19 protein-coding genes are annotated in these 15,844 nt (G+C 71.7%); 10 read left to right on the top strand and 9 right to left on the bottom strand.

Annotated features, from left to right (window positions below):
• The first annotated feature begins 40 nt into the window (after positions 1 to 40).
• Positions 41 to 1,192 (top strand): endolytic transglycosylase MltG, encoded by a 1,152-nt coding sequence (mltG, locus tag FHU36_RS25035; RefSeq protein WP_185086298.1) that lies wholly within the window; start codon positions 41 to 43, stop codon positions 1,190 to 1,192.
• A gap of 225 nt (positions 1,193 to 1,417) precedes the next feature.
• Positions 1,418 to 2,284 (top strand): shikimate dehydrogenase, encoded by an 867-nt coding sequence (locus tag FHU36_RS25030; protein WP_185086297.1) that lies wholly within the window; start codon positions 1,418 to 1,420, stop codon positions 2,282 to 2,284.
• On the opposite strand, the gene FHU36_RS25025 is transcribed toward FHU36_RS25030, so the two are convergent.
• Both FHU36_RS25025 and FHU36_RS25020 read right to left on the bottom strand, forming a co-directional pair.
• Positions 2,259 to 2,681 (bottom strand): type II toxin-antitoxin system VapC family toxin, encoded by a 423-nt coding sequence (locus FHU36_RS25025; protein ID WP_185086296.1) that lies wholly within the window; start codon positions 2,679 to 2,681, stop codon positions 2,259 to 2,261. The genes FHU36_RS25030 and FHU36_RS25025 overlap by 26 nt on opposite strands.
• Entirely contained in the window at positions 2,678 to 2,932 is a 255-nt protein-coding gene (locus tag FHU36_RS25020; RefSeq protein ID WP_185086295.1) for a type II toxin-antitoxin system Phd/YefM family antitoxin, read from the bottom strand. Before FHU36_RS25020 ends, FHU36_RS25025 begins: the two co-directional genes overlap by 4 nt.
• A gap of 317 nt (positions 2,933 to 3,249) precedes the next feature.
• On the opposite strand from FHU36_RS25020, the gene infC reads away from it, so the two are divergent.
• The 7 genes from infC (at position 3,250) to FHU36_RS24985 (ending at position 10,511) form a co-directional block, all read left to right on the top strand.
• The gene (gene infC, locus FHU36_RS25015) at positions 3,250 to 3,858 is read left to right on the top strand and encodes a translation initiation factor IF-3 (protein ID WP_185087604.1); all 609 of its coding nucleotides are present in this window, start codon (positions 3,250 to 3,252) and stop codon (positions 3,856 to 3,858) included.
• Between the two features lie 126 nt (positions 3,859 to 3,984).
• Complete coding sequence (gene rpmI, locus FHU36_RS25010) at positions 3,985 to 4,179, top strand: 50S ribosomal protein L35 (RefSeq protein ID WP_185086294.1); 195 nt, start codon at positions 3,985 to 3,987, stop codon at positions 4,177 to 4,179.
• A 24-nt stretch (positions 4,180 to 4,203) separates the two neighbouring features.
• The gene (gene rplT / locus FHU36_RS25005; protein WP_101785231.1) at positions 4,204 to 4,587 is read left to right on the top strand and encodes a 50S ribosomal protein L20; all 384 of its coding nucleotides are present in this window, start codon (positions 4,204 to 4,206) and stop codon (positions 4,585 to 4,587) included.
• Between the two features lie 128 nt (positions 4,588 to 4,715).
• Positions 4,716 to 5,519 (top strand): TrmH family RNA methyltransferase, encoded by an 804-nt coding sequence (locus FHU36_RS25000; RefSeq protein WP_185086293.1) that lies wholly within the window; start codon positions 4,716 to 4,718, stop codon positions 5,517 to 5,519.
• 172 nt (positions 5,520 to 5,691) lie between these two features.
• Positions 5,692 to 6,774: a sensor histidine kinase gene (locus FHU36_RS24995; protein WP_312891794.1), complete on the top strand. Its 1,083-nt coding sequence runs from the start codon at positions 5,692 to 5,694 to the stop codon at positions 6,772 to 6,774.
• A 141-nt stretch (positions 6,775 to 6,915) separates the two neighbouring features.
• A complete protein-coding gene (gene pheS / locus FHU36_RS24990) occupies positions 6,916 to 7,956 on the top strand; it encodes a phenylalanine--tRNA ligase subunit alpha (RefSeq protein ID WP_246502842.1) in 1,041 nt (346 codons plus the stop codon).
• Entirely contained in the window at positions 7,956 to 10,511 is a 2,556-nt protein-coding gene (locus FHU36_RS24985) for a phenylalanine--tRNA ligase subunit beta (protein WP_185086290.1), read from the top strand. Before pheS ends, FHU36_RS24985 begins: the two co-directional genes overlap by 1 nt.
• A 51-nt stretch (positions 10,512 to 10,562) precedes the next feature.
• Here the strand turns inward: FHU36_RS24985 and FHU36_RS24980 are convergent, their stop codons facing one another.
• Positions 10,563 to 11,135, bottom strand: a complete 573-nt coding sequence (locus FHU36_RS24980; protein ID WP_246502841.1) for a Uma2 family endonuclease — start codon at positions 11,133 to 11,135, stop codon at positions 10,563 to 10,565.
• A gap of 114 nt (positions 11,136 to 11,249) precedes the next feature.
• Between FHU36_RS24980 and FHU36_RS24975 the strand changes: the two genes are divergently transcribed.
• Positions 11,250 to 11,483, top strand: a complete 234-nt coding sequence (locus FHU36_RS24975; RefSeq protein ID WP_185086288.1) for a hypothetical protein — start codon at positions 11,250 to 11,252, stop codon at positions 11,481 to 11,483.
• A 31-nt stretch (positions 11,484 to 11,514) separates the two neighbouring features.
• On the opposite strand, the gene FHU36_RS24970 is transcribed toward FHU36_RS24975, so the two are convergent.
• The 6 genes from FHU36_RS24970 to FHU36_RS24945 all read right to left on the bottom strand — a co-directional run bounded on the left by FHU36_RS24970 (position 11,515) and on the right by FHU36_RS24945 (position 15,818).
• Complete coding sequence (locus tag FHU36_RS24970) at positions 11,515 to 11,994, bottom strand: Uma2 family endonuclease (protein ID WP_312891793.1); 480 nt, start codon at positions 11,992 to 11,994, stop codon at positions 11,515 to 11,517.
• A 225-nt stretch (positions 11,995 to 12,219) separates the two neighbouring features.
• Positions 12,220 to 13,539: an MFS transporter gene (locus FHU36_RS24965; protein WP_312891792.1), complete on the bottom strand. Its 1,320-nt coding sequence runs from the start codon at positions 13,537 to 13,539 to the stop codon at positions 12,220 to 12,222.
• A 102-nt stretch (positions 13,540 to 13,641) separates the two neighbouring features.
• Positions 13,642 to 14,001, bottom strand: a complete 360-nt coding sequence (locus tag FHU36_RS24960) for a nuclear transport factor 2 family protein (protein WP_185086287.1) — start codon at positions 13,999 to 14,001, stop codon at positions 13,642 to 13,644.
• A 37-nt stretch (positions 14,002 to 14,038) separates the two neighbouring features.
• A complete protein-coding gene (locus FHU36_RS24955; protein ID WP_185086286.1) occupies positions 14,039 to 14,440 on the bottom strand; it encodes a hypothetical protein in 402 nt (133 codons plus the stop codon).
• A 65-nt stretch (positions 14,441 to 14,505) separates the two neighbouring features.
• Positions 14,506 to 14,880: an ArsR/SmtB family transcription factor gene (locus tag FHU36_RS24950; RefSeq protein ID WP_185086285.1), complete on the bottom strand. Its 375-nt coding sequence runs from the start codon at positions 14,878 to 14,880 to the stop codon at positions 14,506 to 14,508.
• Positions 14,877 to 15,818 carry a 2-dehydropantoate 2-reductase N-terminal domain-containing protein gene (locus tag FHU36_RS24945; protein WP_185086284.1) on the bottom strand — a complete coding sequence of 314 codons (942 nt, stop codon included), beginning with the start codon at positions 15,816 to 15,818 and terminating at the stop codon, positions 14,877 to 14,879. Before FHU36_RS24945 ends, FHU36_RS24950 begins: the two co-directional genes overlap by 4 nt.
• Positions 15,819 to 15,844: the final 26 nt, after the last annotated feature.

Raw genomic sequence — 15,844 nt, 5'->3', positions numbered from 1 at the left:
ACGCCGGGCGGCCCGCGCCGGGAGATTGGCCAGCGCACCTATGAGCGAGCTCGATATGGATTTCCTGCTCGGCGCCGAAGACGACGAGGGTCGTGGCAGGCGCTCCAGAGGTTCCGGCAGACGCGGGAGCCGCAGGCGGCGCAGACGCCGCAACCGGGGCGGCTTCATCGCCCCGCTCCTAGCCGTGATCATCCTCGTCGGCGTCCTGGGTGGTGGCGGCTACTTCGGCTACCAGTGGATCAGCGGCGCCCTCGTTCCCGCCGACTTCACCGGCCAGGGACAGGGGGAGGTGATCATCGAGATCAAGGACGGCCAGATCGCCTCCGACGTGGCGCTGGAGCTGGAACGGCAGGGGGTCGTCGCCAGTGCCAGGGCGTTCACCAACGCCCTCGACAGCGCCGGCAAGAGCAACAAGCTGCAACCGGGCCAGTACACGATGCGCAAGCGCATGTCGGCCGCCCACGCCGTGGCCATGCTCGAGGGGAACAACCGGCTGGTCGAGAGCGTGACCCTCAAGGAGGGGCTGCGCCTGTCCGACACCCTCACCAAGCTCGCCGAGGAGACGGGTAAGCCGCTCAAGGAGTTCCAGACGGCCGCCAAGAACACCCGCCAGCTCGACCTGCCCGGCTACGCCAGGAACAGGCTGGAGGGGTACGCGTTCCCGTCCACGTACGAGGTGCAGCCCAAGACCACGCCGGCCGACATCCTGTCGTCGATGGTCGAGCGGTTCCACGAGACGGCCGAGAAGGTCGAGCTGGAGGACGGCGCGAAGAAGCTCGGCTACACGGCCGGTGAGATGGTGATCATCGCGAGCATCATCCAGGCCGAGGCCGGCCGCCAGGAGGACATGCCGAAGATCGCCCGCGTCATCTACAACCGCCTCAACCGCCAGCCGGCGATGAAGCTGGAGATGGACAGCACGGTCATGTACGCGCTCGGCAAGTACGGCACGGCCGCGACCCACGAGGAGCTCAAGACGCCCTCGAAGTACAACACGTACATGTGGCCGGGCCTGCCGCCCGGACCCATCGCCAACCCGGGCGAGCACGCGCTGGAGGCGGCCCTCAACCCAGCCAGAGGCCCCTGGCTGTACTTCGTCGCCACCGACCCGAACAGCAACGTCACCAAGTTCGCCACCACCGAGGCCGAACGGCAGGCTCTGCTGGCGGAGTACCGCAAGAACGGCGGCTGAGCAGGGCGACCGGGGCCGCCCCCCGAGGGGCGGCTGGCTCCGGCTCGCGGCCCGGGTTCCCGGCCCCGGCCCCGGCCCCGGTTCGGGTTCCCGGCCCCGGCTCGGGTTCTCGGGTTCAGGCTCGCGGCTCGGGCTCGCGGCCCCGCTCGATCTGTGGCCGGTCCGGGAGCGGGCGACGGGCGCGGCCGGGGTAGGGTGCTTGCCAGTCGAAGGGAGCAGGTGATCATGCGGGCCGCGGTCATGGGGTCGCCGATCGGGCATTCGCTGTCACCCTGCCTGCACCGCGCCGCCTACGCGGCGATGGGGCTGGCCGGGTGGAGCTACGAGGCCGTCGAGTGCGACGAGGCGTCGCTGCCCGCCACGCTGCGCGGCCTCCACCCGGTGCGCGGCGGGCGTCCGGGAGGAGCCGGCGAACCGGACGACGCCTGGGCGGGGCTGTCGCTGACCATGCCACTCAAGCGGGCCGTGCTGCCGCTCCTCGACACGGTCTCCGACCTCGCGCTGGAGGTGGGCGGCGCCAACACCGTGGTGTTCCGCGACGGCGCCGCGCACGGGGACAACACCGACGTCCACGGCATCGAGCAGGCGCTCACCGAGGCCGGGGTGCCCGCGCCCCGCTCGGCGACCGTCCTCGGAGGCGGCGCCACGGCCGCCTCCGCGCTCGCCGCGCTGCGCGGCCTCGGCGTGCACGGCGTCACGCTGCTCGTCCGCGACCCCGCCCGCGCGGGGGAGACGGTACGGGTGGCCGAACGGCTCGGCGTGGCGCTCGCGGTGGAGACGCTCGACAAGCTCACCACGCGGCTCGAGGTGGACCTGGTGGTCTCCACGCTGCCCGGCGGCGCGGCCGACGCCCACGCGGACCTGCTGGCCGGCGTGCCCGCCCTGTTCGACGTCGTCTACTCGCCCTGGCCCACCCGGGCCGCCTCGGCCGTGCGGGAGTCGGGCGGCGTGGTCGTGAGCGGCTTCGCGATGCTGCTCCACCAGGCGGTCCGGCAGGTGGAGCTCATGACGGGCCGCACGGACGTCCCGGTGGAGGCCATGCGCGCGGCCGGCGAGGCCGAACTCCTCAGCCGGGCCACTCGAACGGGTTGATCACGGTCGCGCCGGTTCCGGCGAATTCCTTGACATTGCGGGTGACCACGCTCCAGCCGTGCACCTTCGCCGTGGCGGCCAGCAGGCCGTCGACGGCCGGCATCGGGCGGATGACGTTGAGACGCCCCCACTCCTCCGTGATCTCGGAGGAGACGGGAACGATGCGATCCCGGAACGACTCGTAGAGCCGGGCGAGCCACTGCTCGAGGACGAGTGCCTGGCGGGGATCGCGTCGCCTGCGCAGATCGATGCCATGCCGGATTTCGCCGATGGTCATCGCACTCACGTGCAGGGTGGGGCCGAGTGAGGCGTCGATCCAGGACTTCACCCGGGAATCGCCGTTTCGCTTGCGGACCTCCGAGACGACGTTGGTGTCGAGGAGATAGCCGACGCTCACCAGCCCAGGTCCACTTCGCGGGGCAGGTCCCGGCTACGGGGGAACTCGATGTCGTCGTCCCAGTCGGGCGCGCTGAGGAGGAAGTCCTTGAAGTCCGGTTCCTTGCCTTTGAGCTGCCGATACTCTGCCATGTCAAGGACCACCGCGACGTCTTCGCCATGGCGCGTCACGATCTGGGGGCCCTCGTCGTGAGCCCGGCGCACCACCTCGCTGAATCGCTGCTTGGCCTCCTGCAACTGCCACGTCGTCACTCGGCACTCTCCTGTCTAGACAGACTAGGTTGACTGCACAGTCTGGTGCGCCGATGCCGCCCGGAAGGGAAGATTCGAGCATCGTCCGTGGTTGTGGTAATGTAGCTCTCTGATCGGTCCGGCATGGCTTGCTGGACGCGCAAGCGGAGGTCTCCCTCCCACCCGGGTCGCCGAGAGGTGGCCGGGTCCAGGATCACGCCGGACTACTCCGGGGAGCTTGAGGCCACGACGCCGAAAAGCTCAGTGGCCCCGCATGCGCGACGTGCGGGGCTTTTCGCGTATCGCGTGAAGCTCCCCGGCACGACGAGCACGTAGGGATCGCAAACCTAGGAGGCCCCATCAGCACTGAGCCCCGCATCAACGAGCGTATCCGAGTTCCCGAGGTTCGCCTCGTGGGCCCGAACGGCGAGCAGGTCGGCATCGTCTCGATTCACGATGCCCTCAAGCTGGCCCAGGAGGCCGACCTCGACCTCGTCGAGGTCGCGGCCACGGCTCGACCGCCCGTGTGCAAGCTCATGGACTACGGCAAGTTCAAGTACGAGTCCGCGATGAAGGCGCGCGAGGCGCGCAAGAATCAGGCGCACACGATCATCAAGGAGATCAAGCTCCGGCCGAAGATCGACCCGCACGACTACGAGACCAAGAAGGGTCACGTGGTGCGGTTCCTCAAGGCGGGGGACAAGGTCAAAGTCACGATCATGTTCCGTGGCCGCGAGCAGTCCCGTCCGGAGCTCGGCTTCCGGCTGCTGCAGCGGCTGGCCGAGGACGTCCAGGAGCTCGGCTTCGTGGAGTCCCAGCCCAAGCAGGACGGCCGTAACATGATCATGGTGATCGGTCCGCACAAGAAGAAGGCGGAGGCCAAGGCCGAAAAGGCGGCGGCCAAGGCCCAGCGTGGCAGCGAGGAGCCTTCCGTACAGGAAGCGTGACCCGCCGTAGGGGTTAGCCTTACAGCGCACCCCGAACAGGCCACCAGCAGACGAAAGCAGCCGCGACCGGGTCGGCCAGCACCGGCCCGGCCACCGGCACGACCGAATTGAGGAGAGACGGCGAACATGCCGAAGATGAAGACGCACAGCGGTGCGAAGAAGCGGTTCCGGGTGACCGGTTCAGGCAAGATCAAGCGTCGCCGTGCCAACCGCGCGCACTACAACGAGTGGAAGTCGTCCACGCTGACGCGCCGTCTCAAGAACGAGGTCGTCCTTTCCGACGCCGACACCAAGAAGATCAAGAAGCTGCTCGGCAAGTAGCGCGAACCCCCGGGGAGAAGAAACATGGCACGCGTGAAGCGGGCGCTCAACGCCAAGAAGAAGCGCAAGGTCGTCCTCGAGCGGGCAACCGGTTACCGTGGCCAGCGGTCGCGGCTCTACCGCAAGGCCAAGGAGCAGATGCTCCACTCGATGACGTACGCCTACCGGGACCGCAAGGACCGTAAGGGTGCGTTCCGCCGTCTGTGGATCCAGCGCATCAACGCTGCGGCCCGTCAGAACGGCATGACCTACAACCGCCTGATCCAGGGTCTGCGCCTGGCGGGCGTCGAGGTCGACCGCAAGATCCTCGCCGATCTCGCGGTCAACGACAGCCAGACCTTCGCCACGCTCGTCGAGGCCGCCAAGAAGGCGCTGCCGGCGAACGTGAACGCTCCGGCCGCGAGCTGAGGCGTGTGACGAGCCCAGCCGGGCTCTAGACGAGGGGCCCACCTCAGGGTGGGCCCTTTTTCCATCTACAGGGCTTTCCAGCCCCAAGGCTTTTCCGGCTGTCCGGCAGGGCGCAGACAGGGGGACGCATGGCGGGATCGGAGCTGACCAACCTCAGGTCACCGAGGGTCAAGGCCGCCCGGCGGCTGACCAAACGCGCCTTCCGCGAACAGGACCGCAAGTTCCTGGCCGAGGGCCCGCAGGCGGTTCGCGAGGCACTGCGGCTCGACGGCGTGACGCTGGAGCTGTTCGCCACCGCCGAGGCCGAGCAACGCCACTCCGAGATCGTCGGCGAGGCCGCCGCCCGGGGGCTGCCCGTGCACCGGGTCAGCGGCGAGGTGATGGCCGAGCTGTCGCAGACCGTCACCCCCCAGGGTCTGCTGGCCGTCTGCGGGCTCGTCCACGTGCCGCTGGAGGAGGCTCTGCCCGCCGAGCCGCGCCTGGTCGCGGTCCTCGCGCACGTGCGCGACCCGGGCAACGCCGGCACCGTCCTGCGCACCGCCGACGCGGCCGGCGCCGACGCCGTGGTGTTCACCGACGCCTCCGTCGACCCGTACAACGGCAAGTGCGTGCGCGCCAGCGCCGGCAGCCTCTTCCACCTGCCGGTCGCCATCGGCGTGCCGGTGAGCGAGGCCGTGCGCCACCTCAGGCGGCAGGGGCTGCGCGTGCTGGCGGCAGACGGCGCGGGCAAGCACACGCTCGACGACGTGGACCTGTCCGGGCCCACCGCGTGGATCTTCGGCAACGAGGCGTGGGGTCTGCCGGAGGAGGTGCTCGCCGAGGCCGACGACGTGGTGCGGGTGCCCATCTACGGGCAGGCCGAGAGCCTCAACCTCGCGACGGCCGCCGCCGTGTGCCTCTACTCCTCCGCGCGGGCTCGACGACATCCCTGAACGCACCGGCCGTCCTTGTGGATCTCCCAGGTAGATCCACAAGATGGATCCGCGAGGGCCTCACCGAGATCCACCGCGGCTCCCCGCCGGACCCATAGGGAGGCGTTCCGCGAGTCCCCCAGGCGGCGGGAAACCCGCTATTGTCGGCCTTGTAGGCGGAGGAGGCGAGGTCGTGCACGGCGCAGACACCGGTGGTCCAGAGGTCTCGCCCGCATGCACGATCGCCATCGACGACCTCCCCGACGGGCTCATCGTGGCCGACGGCTTCGGCCGGGTGCTCGCCGTCAACCGCGCCGCCGCCCGGCTGACCGGCGTCAGCCCCGAGCGCGCCGTCGGCGGCGACATGGACGAGGTGTTCCCCTTCCGCGACCACGACGGCCGCGAGTGGTGGAAGGGCCTCGACCCGCATGGCGGCCTGCGCACCCGCAGCAGGGTGCCCGAGCGGCCGCTCCACCTGCCCGCCGGCCAGGAGCTGCACGTCGCCGCCCGCCTGGTGCGCGAGCCCGCCCGCGGTGGCGACGTCGTCCGGGTCGCCATCACGCTGCGCGACGGCGGAGCCCGCGCCCGGCTGGAGCGCAGCCGCGCCGACCTGGTCTCCACGGTCGCCCACGAGCTGCGCTCGCCGCTGACCAGCGTCAAGGGCTTCACCGCGACACTGCTGGCCAAGTGGACCCGCTTCACCGACGAGCAGAAGCGCGTCATGCTCGAGACGGTCAACAACGACGCCGACCGCGTCACCCGGCTGATCACCGAGCTGCTCGACGTGTCACGCATCGAGTCCGGGCGGCTGGAGCTGCACCGCCACGTCGTCGACGTGCCCGCCAGGGTCCGCCGGATCATCGCCGGTCGGGTCGCCGCGGGCGAGCCCGACGACCGTTTCCGCCTGCTCGCCGGCGCCGATCTGCCCGAGATGTGGCTCGACCAGGACAAGATCGACCAGATTCTCGGTAACCTGGTGGAGAATGCGGTGCGGCACGGACGCGGCACCGTGACGATCGAGATCGAGTCCGTCGGGTGGGGGTTAGCCGTGTCGGTGCGCGACGAGGGCGAGGGCATCGCGCCCGAGCTGGCTCCGCGCGTCTTCCGGCAGTTCTGGCGGGGCAACAGCCGCAGGCGCGGCGGCACCGGGCTGGGCCTGTTCATCGTCAAGGGCCTGGTCGAGGCCCACGGCGGCACGATCGCCGTGCAGCGGGCGCCCGAGGGTGGCGCGGAGTTCCGATTTACCGTGCCCACCGGCGCGCCCGACTTCGCCTGAAGCCCGAGGCCTCACGAGCGAGTCGGCCGGTGGGCGTCCCCGTTAGACTCTTGACCGCTCAAGCCCTGGATACGGAGCTCACTCTTGTCTGACTACGACCCCGTCGAGGTCACACCGTTGCATGCCGACGAGGTGTCCCGCATGGAGGCCGAAGCCCTCGATGCGATCAAGTCGGCCGGCAGCCTCGACGCACTCAAGCAGGCCCGCCTGGCCCACGCCGGCGACCGCTCGCCCATCGCCCTGGCCAACCGCGAGATAGGCGCCCTGCCCCCGGCGGGCCGCGCCGAGGCGGGCAAGCGCGTCGGCGCCGCCCGCAGGGCCATCAACGAGGCCCTCGCCGCCCGGCAGGCCGAGCTGGAGGCCGAGCGTGACGCCCGCGTGCTCGTCGAGGAGGCCGTCGACGTCACCCTGCCGTGGGACCGCCGGCCGCGCGGCGCGCGCCACCCGCTGACCACCATGCAGGAGCGCATCGCCGACACCTTCGTCGCGATGGGCTACGAGGTGGCCGAGGGGCCCGAGCTCGAAGGCGAATGGTTCAACTTCGACGCGCTCAACATCGCCACCGACCACCCGGCCCGCTCCGACCACGACACGTTCTTCGTCGGCTCCGCCGACTCGGGCATGGTGCTGCGCACCCAGACCTCGCCCGTGCAGGTGCGGGCGCTGCTGGAGCGCGGCGTGCCCTGCTACGTCATCTCGCCCGGCAAGGTCTTCCGCACCGACGAGCTCGACGCCACCCACACCCCGGTCTTCCACCAGGTCGAGGGGCTGGCCATCGACGAGGGCCTGACGATGGCCCACCTCAAGGGCACGCTCGACCGGTTCGCCGAGGTGATGTTCGGCGAGGGCATCACCACCCGGTTCCGGCCCAACTACTTCCCCTTCACCGAGCCGTCGGCCGAGATGGACCTCAAGTGCTTCGTCTGCCGCGGGGCCTCCGCCGTGCCCGGCAACCCGCCGTGCCGCACCTGCAAGTCCGAGGGCTGGATCGAGTGGGGCGGCTGCGGCATGGTCAACCCGCGCGTGCTCGTCGCCTGCGGGGTGGACCCGTCGACGTACTCCGGGTTCGCGTTCGGCATGGGCATCGAGCGGACGCTGATGTTCCGCCACAACGTCGAGGACATGCGCGACATGGTCGAGGGTGACACCCGCTTCACGCTTCCCTTCGGAATGGAGATCTGATGAAGGTCCCGCTCTCCTGGCTGCGGGAGTACGTCGATCTCCCCGCGGTCACGGCGCAGGAGGTGGCCGACAAGCTCACGGCCGCCCGGCTCAAGCTCGAGGCGATCACCTCCTACGGTCACGACGTCAAGAACGTCGTCGTCGGCGAGGTGCTCGAGATCGAGGAGCTCGCCGGCTTCAAGAAGCCGATCAGGCACTGCAAGGTCGAGGTGGGTGAGGCGACGCCGCGCGAGATCGTCTGCGGCGCCACCAACTTCGCCGCCGGCGACCGGGTGCCGGTCGTGCTGCCGGGCGGCGTGCTGCCCGGCGGGTTCGAGGTGGGCGCCCGCAAGACCTACGGGCGCATGTCCGAGGGCATGATCTGCTCCGAGCGCGAGCTGGGGCTGACCGACGACCACGGCGGCATCATGGTGCTGCCGCCCGACACCCCGATCGGCGCCGACGTCGCCGACCTGCTCGGGCTGCGCGATGACGTCCTCGAACTCGAGATCACGCCCGACGTGGGCTACGCCCTGTCCATCAGGGGCGTGGCCCGCGAGGCGGCCATCGCGTTCGGCGTGCCGTTCCGCGACCCCGCCGACGTCGAGCTGCCCGCCGAGACCGGGCAGGCGTGGCCGGCGTCGATCGCCGACCCGACCGCGTGCGACCGGTTCGTGCTGCGCGAGGTCCGCGGCTTCGACCCGGCCGCGCAGAGCCCGCTGTGGATGCGCGTACGGCTCGCCCGCGCCGGCATGCGGCCGGTGTCGCTGGCCGTCGACGTCACCAACTACCTGATGCTGGAGCTCGGCCAGCCGCTGCACGCCTTCGACCGGGCCAAGCTGACCGGCGAGATCGTCGTGCGCCGGGCGCGGCCGGGCGAGCGGCTGGAGACGCTCGACCACGTCGTCCGCGACCTCGACCCCGACGACATCCTCATCACCGACGAGTCGGGGCCGATCTCCATGGCGGGCACCATGGGCGGCCTGGCGACCGAGATCTCCGACGCCTCGACCGACATCGTCATCGAGGCGGCCCACTTCTCGGCCACCGGCATCTCCCGCGAGTCCCGCAGGCACCGGCTCGTGTCGGAGGCGTCCAAGCGCTTCGAGCGCGGCGTCGACCGCGAACTACCGCTCGTCGCCTCCTGGCGGGCCGCGCAGCTGCTGGCCGAGCTGGGCGGCGCGACCGTCCAGCCGGGCGTCACCCACGCCGAGAGCGACGTGCACCCGGCCCGCATCGCGATGCCGGCCGGTCACCCCGGCGCCGTCGCCGGCGTCACGTACGCCAAGCAGAGCGTCGTCCGTCGGCTGGAGCAGATCGGCTGCACGGTCGCCGACGGCGACGACCCGGCCGTGCGCCGGGGCGGCGTCGACCCGACCGGCGTGGTGACCGGCGGCGAGCTGGCGGCCAAGCTGGCTGTCACCGGCGACGAGATGATCACCGTGACGCCCCCGTCGTGGCGGCCCGACCTCACCGACCCCAACGACCTCGCCGAGGAGGTCATCCGGCTGGAGGGCTACGACCGGCTGCCGTCGATCCTGCCCAAGGCGCCGGCCGGGGCCGGGCTGACCGAGGGGCAGCGGCTGCGCAGGCGGGTCGGCCGGGCCCTGGCCGCGGCCGGCTACGTCGAGGTGCTGGCCTACCCGTTCGTCAGCGAGACCGACTTCGACCACCTCCAGTTGCCCGCCGACGACGCGCGCCGCCGCGCCGTCCGGCTGGTCAACCCGCTGGCCGAGGACGAGCCGCTGATGCGCACGACGCTGCTGCCGGGGCTGCTGAAGACCCTGGTGCGCAACGTCGGGCGCGGCTTCACCGACGTGACGCTGTTCGAGTCGGGCGCCGTCTACCGCCCGCGTGAGGGCGCGCCCGCCACCGCTCCGGTGCTCGGCGTGGAGCGCAGGCCGAGCGCCGAGGAGCTGGCCTCGGTCGCGGCCGCGCTGCCCGACCAGCCGCACCGCGTGGCGGTCGTGCTGGCCGGCGAGTTCGACCGGTCCGGCTGGTGGGGCGGCGGACGCCAGGAGTGCTGGGCCGACGCCGTGCAGGCGGCCCGGATCGTCGCCGGTGAGGCCGGGGTCGAGCTGTCGGTCGTCGCCGACCAGCACGAGCCGTGGCACCCGGGCAGGTGCGCGGCCCTCTACGCCGGTGACACGCTCGTCGGCCACGCCGGTGAGCTGCACCCGCGCGTCGTCGAGGCGTACGGGCTGCCGCCGCGCACCTCGGCGATGGAGCTGGAGCTGTCACGGCTGGAGCCGGTCATGCCGGGCCCGGTCCAGGCGCCGCAGGTGTCGGCCTACCCGGTGGCGACGCAGGACGTGGCGCTGATCGTGCCCGACTTCACGCCGGTGGCCGACGTGGAGGCGGCACTGCGCGACGGGGCGGGCGGCCTGCTGGAGTCGGTCCGGCTGTTCGACGTGTACGCGGGTGAGCAGGTGGGTGAGGGCAACAAGTCGCTCGCCTACACGCTGCGCTTCCGCGCCGAGGACCGCACGCTGACGGTGGAGGAGACCACCGCCGCCCGCGACGCCGCCGTGGCGATGGCGGCCGACCGGGTGGGGGCGCACCTGCGGGGCGCCTGACCGCGCTGTGCGAAGGGGCCCGGTACGGCTACCGGGCCCCTTCGTCGTGGGTCACACCTCGTCGATCCCGGTGAGGTCGATGTCGATCTCGAACGGCACGCTCACCTTGAGCCGGTCGTGGTAGATGCCGGTGAGCGCGTACCCGCGGGTGGCCGGGTCGAGTTCGTAGACGTAGACGACCGGCCTGCCGGACTCGTTCTCCACGCGCCAGTAGTGGCGGATGCCGGCTTCGGCGTAGAGCGACGGCTTGCGCTTGCGGTCGCGCTCTTCCGAGTCAGGGGAGACGACTTCCGCGGCCAGCAGCACGTCGTTGCCGTCGTAGTAGGTGGCGTCGAGCCGGACGACGGCCTGCGGGACGATGATGAGATCCGGCTCCGGTCGCTGTTCGGGCCCGAGCTTGACGCTCATCTCCCGGCGGACCCGATATCCCTCAGGAACTGAGCGGCGCAGCTCGGTGTGCACGAGGAACAGCATCGAGGTATGGAAGTCTCGCCGAGGGCTCGCGAAGACCAGGCCTCCATCGATCAACTCTGTGTGCGCGGGCAGATCCGGAATGTGATCGAGGTCCGCCCTGAAGCCCTCAGGGGGCGGGAAGACCTGGTCGGGGAGCGAAGGTGGCGCCATCTCGAGACTCACCGCTTCTGCCGTCATGATCCAACGTTGGCAACCTACCGCGTTCACGGTCGGTGAACCGCTCAGCACGCCCGGTTCGGGCCGGGTGCGGCACAATGCCATGCCATGAGGCAGCTATTCGTGTTCGCCGAGCGGGACGACGCCGAGGAGGTGGCGGAGACGCTGGGCGAGTGGTTCCCGCAGGCGGGGGTGCCGCGCGTGGTGCGGGAGACGCTGGCGGGGGAGGACGACGCGGAGGACGCCCAGTGGCTCGTCGTGGCCGAAGGGATCGACCAGGGGCGGCTGGCTGAGGTGGACGCGCTGGTGGAGCGCTACGACGGGTGGCGGGAGAGCGGGTAGGCCGCGCCGTCCGTCGGGCCTTACATCCGCGTCAGAGAGCGTCGATCTCGGTGAGGTCGATGTCGATCTCGAACGGCACGCTCACCTTGAGCCGGTCGTGGTGGATGCCGGTGAGCTCGTACCCGCGGGTGGCCGGGTCCAGCTCGTAGACGTATACGACCGGCCTGCCGGACTCGTTCTCCACGCGCCAGAAGTACGGGATCCCGGCCTTGGCGTAGAGCGTGGGTTTGCGCTCCCGGTCGCGCGTCCTGGACTCCGGCGAGACGACCTCGACAGTGAGCAGGACCTCCCGCGCCCGATAGAACGTCTGCTCCGGTCCGCGGTCCGCGCCGGCGGCGATGACGCAGATGTCAGGCTCGGGCCGCTGGTCGGCGTCGAGGATGACGCCCATCTCCCTGCGGACGCGCAGGCTCGCCGGGACGATTCTGCGGAGACCGGCCACGAGCAGGTCCACGGCCAATGTGTGGAAGGAGACTTGGGGGCTGGCGAAGACCAGGCTTCCATCGATCAACTCTGTGTGCGCGGGCAGATCCGGAATGTGATCGAGTCTTCGGCCCTGAAGCCCTCAGGGGGCGGGAAGACCCGGTCGGGGAGCGAAGGTGGCGCCATCTCGAGACTCACCGCTTCTGCCGTCATGGTCCAACGTCGGCAACCTACCGCGTTCACGGTCGGTGAACCGCTCAGCACGCCCGGTTCGTGCCGCGTGCGGCACAATGCCAAGCCCGGAGGCGGGAGGTCAGGTGGTCGCCTGGGCAGCACGCCGGGCCTCCTCGGCGAGGGCGTGCTCGTCGGTGCGGGCGTCGTAGCGGCGCAACCCCGGCAGCGCGGCGCCCAGCCCCGCCACGGTGGCCACGCACAGCAGCCCGCCCACTCCCAGCGCGAACCTGATGCCGCCCACGTCGGCCATCAGCCCCGCCCTGGCGTTGCCCAGCATCGGCCCGCTGGCATAGGACAGCAGCTCGATGCCCGCCAGCCGCCCGCGCAGCTCGGCCGGGATGGTCTGGTTCCACATCGTCATGCGGAAGATGCCGCTGATCATGTCGGCCGCGCCCGCCACGGCGAGGCAGGCGAACACCGCCCAGACGCTGGTCGCCAGCGCGGCCGCGGCCATCGCCGCGCCCCACAGCGCCGCCGCGAGGACCACGCCGAGCCCTTGGCGGTGCACGCGCGAGGTCCAGCCGCCGGTGAGCGAGGCGACCAGGCCGCCCACCGCGCCGGCCGAGTAGAGCAGGCCGAGCGCCTGGGGCGCGCCGAGCTGGTCGGCCAGGAACGGGAACAGCGCCGTGGACATGGCGAACACCATCGCCGCGATGTCCACCAGATAGGTGCCCATGAGGTCGGGCCGGCCGACGGCGTAGCGGACGCCTTCGGCCAGCGACCGCAGCGAGGCGGGTGTGGCGTCCTTCGCGGGCGGCCGTGACGCGGTCGGCCACAGCAGCAGCAGCGACAGCACGAAGCTCGCCGTGTCGATCCCGTACGCGACCGCGACCCCGGAGGAGGCCACCAGGAGCCCACCCAGCGCCGGGGCCACGATGGCGCCGAAGTTCCAGCGCAGGCTGGCCAGCACGGCGGCGGCCGCGAGCTGGTCGTGCCGGACGACCTGCGGGAGCATGGACTCCAGGCTGGGGCGTTGCAGCGAGCTGATGCCGGCCGTCAGGGCGCCCACCACGTACAGCACCCAGACCTGCGGGTCGGGCAGCAGGGCGTTGACCAGCAGCATCGCCGAGGTGAGCGCGAGCCCGAGCTCGCACAGCAGGACGACCGTGCGCCGGTCGGCGGCGTCGGCGATGGCGCCGCCCCACAGCCCGCACACCACCATGGGCACGAACTCGGCCAGGCTCACCAGACCGACCGCCACGTAGGAGCCGGTGAGCTCCTTCATCTGGAACGGCACCGCCACCATGGTGATGAGCGTGCCGAACATGGTGACGACGCCCGACGCCGTCAGCAGGCGGAAGTCGCGCGACTCGCGCAGCGGGCCGATGTCCGGCATGAGGCCGCGCAGGCGGGCCCGGGCCGGTGGGCCGGACGACGGCGAGGGCGCGGATTCGGACACGAGGTCCGATTCTCGCGGCAAGGCCGCGGCAGGGCAAACACATTTCGCCGGCCACGGCGAAGGCCCCCGGGGCGTCCCCGGGGGCCTTCGTCATGGACGGGGTCAGGCGGCGGGCGCCTTGTCGAGGAACCCGAGCACGCGGGCGATCCGGCCGTCCTCGGCGAGCTGCACCACGTCGAACCCCACCGCCACGGGCTCCCCGCCCTGCGGGCCGAGGTGCCAGGTGAAGCGGGCGACGTCGTGGTGGGCGTCGTACACCTCGCCGGGGCTGAAGACGAGCCCGGGAAACATGCCCTGTGCGCCCTTGATCACCGCGGCGATCCCGGCGTGCCCGGTGACCTCGGCCAGCGGGTCGGTGTAGGTGGCGTCCTCGGTCCACAGCGCGGCGACGGCCTTGGCGCGGGCGCCGGGGTCGGTCTCGTTCCAGGCGGCGACGTACCGCTCGACCAGTTCGGCGTTCATGTGCGTGTCCTTTCGGTTCGGTGTGACGGACGACAGGTCAGCGGGTCCTGCGCAGGCCCATCACCTGCAGTTCGGCGAACACCGCGACCACCAGCGCCTGGAGGATCGCCCACACCGCGCCGGCCACGGTGAACCCGGCGGCCCCCGTCACCACGGCGGCGACGCTGCCCACGGCCCAGGCCGCGTTGAGCGCGATCACGGTCCTGGTCCCGGCTGCGCTGATGGCGGGACGGCTCGCCAGGAACCCGACCCCCAGCCCGTACACGAGGAGGAAGGCGCCGATCCCGCGCAGCAGGCCCGCGCCGGGCCCGAGCAGGTCGCTGAGCAGATCCGCGCCGGCGAGGTAGGCCAGGCCGTTGACCCCCGTGACGACGGCGTCGGCGGCGAGCGCGAGGCGCAGGAACTTGGTCCGGTCGGAGGTGAGGGTCAAGGCGGTCATTCTGGCTCCTTCGAGGTCGTGTTCCGACACCTGGAACAGTGCCATCGACGACATAGGGAGCGCGATTACGCGCCAGGTAATGCTGGGCGAGCGGGAGCCGGCGGATCGGGAGCCGTGGCGCAGGCGATGATCGAGGAGGTCAGGTCGCGCAGCGGGGCCAGCAGGCGGGGGTAGTCGGCCGCGTTGAGCGCGTACAGGCGTTGGGCGCCGTTGCGGCGGACGGTGAGCAGTCCCGCGTCGCGCAGGATCTTCAGATGGTGCGAGACGGCGGGCTGCGACAGGCCCAGGTGGCCGGCGACGTCGCCGACGCTGCGCGGAGCAGCGGATTCGAGCAGGAACACGATGATCTCCTGCCGGCGTTCGTCGCCCAGCGCGGTGAACAGCGGCCGGGTGGTGGCGAACAGGGCCAGGACGTCCCGCGCGGCCGCCTGGCCGCTCATGCGGCCGCCTCGGCGCGCAGCGCCCTGAGGTGGGTGACGGGCAGGCCGCGGGCCGCGCCTTCGGCGATCCAGCCGTCGAGCATCAGCCGCGTCTGCGCGCTCACCTTGGTGAAGTGCGCCTCGAGGTAGCGTGGCAGGTCGAACGGGACGAGCAGGGGGAGCACGCGCAGGGCCAGGGCGACGGCCCAGGCCGGGGCCGCGAGCGGGGCGCGCCTGCCGTGCGGGGCCGCGGCGATGGCGAGGGCCTCCCGGCTCGCCCGGGCGGCGCCCGCGTACCGGGTGGCCGCGATCGACCAGCCCGCGTTCTCCAGGGCGGCGATGGTGGGGATCATCCGGGCGGCGGTGATGTCGCCGGCCCCCGCCCGCCGCGTCCGTCTGGCGCGCGCGCCGCCCGCCCGCAGGGCGTCGATCACCTGCCGGGCGCGCGGCTCCGTCCCGGAGACGCCGAGCGCGCTCCCGGGCGGCACCCAGTACGCGATGCCGGGCTCGCGTCTCTCCCCGGGCAGCGGCGCCGGGTAGGCGAGGAGGGCCGGGCGCACCTGGACGATCTGCTCCGCCGGCCAGGTCCGGGTGAGGACGGCGTGGTCCTGCGGCGCCTGGCCGATGGTCACCACGGTCGCGCCGCCGGTCGCGGCGCGCAGGCCGGCCGTCCACGGGCCGGGCAGCGCCGTGGAGTCCACGCACAGCCACACCATGTCCCACTGTCCGGCCGACTGGCCGGCCGCCGGCTCCGTCACCACCTGGTGGGGCCTCAGCCGCTGCTCGACGGCTCCGCCTCGCCGGCGCAGCCGGTACACCGGCGCGCCGTCCCCGGCCGCCCAGTGCTGCCTGCCGGGTCTGACCAGGTAGCTGACCTGGGCGCCGCCGGCCGCCAGCCACATCCCGAAGACCTGTCCGAGCGCGCCCGCGCCCACCACCAGCACCTTCATCAGCGCCATCCTTGCGAATATTTAAATATTTCGAT

The organism is Nonomuraea muscovyensis (genome assembly GCF_014207745.1).
In the GTDB taxonomy this organism is placed as follows: Bacteria; Actinomycetota; Actinomycetes; order Streptosporangiales; family Streptosporangiaceae; genus Nonomuraea; species Nonomuraea muscovyensis.
This window is presented reverse-complemented; position numbering and strand designations above follow the sequence as displayed.

Coding starts and splice junctions, on each gene's coding strand:
- mltG (WP_185086298.1), top strand. CDS start 41: ATGAGCGAGCTCGATATGGATTTCCTGCTCGGCGCCGAAGACGACGAG.
- FHU36_RS25030 (WP_185086297.1), top strand. CDS start 1,418: ATGCGGGCCGCGGTCATGGGGTCGCCGATCGGGCATTCGCTGTCACCC.
- rpmI (WP_185086294.1), top strand. CDS start 3,985: ATGCCGAAGATGAAGACGCACAGCGGTGCGAAGAAGCGGTTCCGGGTG.
- rplT (WP_101785231.1), top strand. CDS start 4,204: ATGGCACGCGTGAAGCGGGCGCTCAACGCCAAGAAGAAGCGCAAGGTC.
- FHU36_RS25000 (WP_185086293.1), top strand. CDS start 4,716: ATGGCGGGATCGGAGCTGACCAACCTCAGGTCACCGAGGGTCAAGGCC.
- pheS (WP_246502842.1), top strand. CDS start 6,916: ATGGAGGCCGAAGCCCTCGATGCGATCAAGTCGGCCGGCAGCCTCGAC.
- FHU36_RS24985 (WP_185086290.1), top strand. CDS start 7,956: ATGAAGGTCCCGCTCTCCTGGCTGCGGGAGTACGTCGATCTCCCCGCG.
- FHU36_RS24980 (WP_246502841.1), bottom strand. CDS start 11,135: ATGGCGCCACCTTCGCTCCCCGACCAGGTCTTCCCGCCCCCTGAGGGC.
- FHU36_RS24975 (WP_185086288.1), top strand. CDS start 11,250: ATGAGGCAGCTATTCGTGTTCGCCGAGCGGGACGACGCCGAGGAGGTG.
- FHU36_RS24960 (WP_185086287.1), bottom strand. CDS start 14,001: ATGAACGCCGAACTGGTCGAGCGGTACGTCGCCGCCTGGAACGAGACC.
- FHU36_RS24955 (WP_185086286.1), bottom strand. CDS start 14,440: ATGACCGCCTTGACCCTCACCTCCGACCGGACCAAGTTCCTGCGCCTC.
- FHU36_RS24950 (WP_185086285.1), bottom strand. CDS start 14,880: ATGAGCGGCCAGGCGGCCGCGCGGGACGTCCTGGCCCTGTTCGCCACC.
- FHU36_RS24945 (WP_185086284.1), bottom strand. CDS start 15,818: ATGGCGCTGATGAAGGTGCTGGTGGTGGGCGCGGGCGCGCTCGGACAG.